Source organism: Vibrio sp. 704 (assembly GCF_033339295.1).
On the sequence record NZ_JAWOUH010000092.1, the window covers coordinates 1 to 1,192 of the forward strand.

2 protein-coding genes are annotated in these 1,192 nt (G+C 44.3%); both read right to left on the minus strand.

All coding sequences use genetic code 11. The features are described 5' to 3' along the window. Positions 1-139: 139 nt before the first annotated feature. Positions 140-769 (minus strand): DsbA family protein, encoded by a 630-nt coding sequence (locus tag R7R24_RS24665; protein ID WP_005494474.1) that lies wholly within the window; start codon positions 767-769, stop codon positions 140-142. Between the two features lie 75 nt (positions 770-844). Next, a complete protein-coding gene (locus R7R24_RS24670) occupies positions 845-1,180 on the minus strand; it encodes a Grx4 family monothiol glutaredoxin (RefSeq protein WP_005494473.1) in 336 nt (111 codons plus the stop codon). Positions 1,181-1,192: the final 12 nt, after the last annotated feature.

The following is a 1,192-nucleotide window of genomic DNA, read 5'->3' on the forward strand; positions in this document are numbered from 1 at the left end:
ATCCCACTGATCATCTTCGGTTGGATCGCTGCAATGGTGCTTTAGTATCAAGTTTTCTAACAGAAAAGACTGATACCTTTGCTAACAAAAAAACCGCTCGATATGAGCGGTTTTTTTAATTCAATCGAAAACGAAGCCACTATTGCGCTGGCATGTTTTCGATAATGCGTTCACGAATCAACTTAAGCGTTGGCTCGGTCGATAGGTAATCCACCTCAATTGGGAAATACGCATCGTTGATTTGCAGCACCAAACTAGGGTAAGAGTTAACACCCAAACTTTTCGCTAAACTCAGTTGGTCTTGGAATACACCTTCCAATAACGTGCCATCCATATCATTTTTGAACTGCTGCACATTCAAGCCAATCTCTTTCGCTAATTGAAGATGCGTTGCTTCTTCATGAGGTGGCATTGCACGTAGATAATAGGCGTGCTGAATCGCTTCGAGCATTTGCTCATACGAATCTTGGAATCCCGCGGCGATAACAGCGCGGCATGATTGATACGTACTTCTCACTGGTGTGCACAGTTTCCAGAAATCGTAGTTAAACTTGGTGCCTAGCTGAGTTTCGATTTGCTTCCAAATCCCTTCAAGCTTTTGTTGCATTTCTGGCGGCATTGGCAAATTAGTATCTGGTGCAAGCCCACCCACCACATACTCAAACTGAATCACACCTGGCAGTTGTTGTTTTAGTTTTTCGATGGTTGGTTTGTATCCCCAGCACCAACTGCACATAGGGTCATGTACGTAGTAAAGCTTTATGTTCATTCCACTAACCTAAAAAAGAAAAAGGAGCCAATGCGGCTCCCTCGTATTCTATCGCCAAATGTGAGTATTTACGAATTACTCAGCTTGACCTTCAGCGCGTGCGGCAGCTTCTTTGATTAGAGGCTGAAGTTCACCCTTCTGGAACATTTCCAGAATGATGTCACAACCACCAATTAGCTCACCTTCAACCCATAGTTGTGGGAACGTTGGCCATTGTGCGTATTTTGGTAGCTCAGCGCGGATGTCTGGGTTTTGTAGAATGTCTACGTAAGCGAACTTCTCGCCACATGCCATTAGCGCTTGTGATGCTTGAGAAGAGAAACCACAGCTTGGCAGTTTCGGTGAGCCTTTCATGTACAGCAGGATTGAGTTTTCAGAGATCTGCTGTTTGATTTTGTCGATAGTTTCCATCGCTTCCTCATT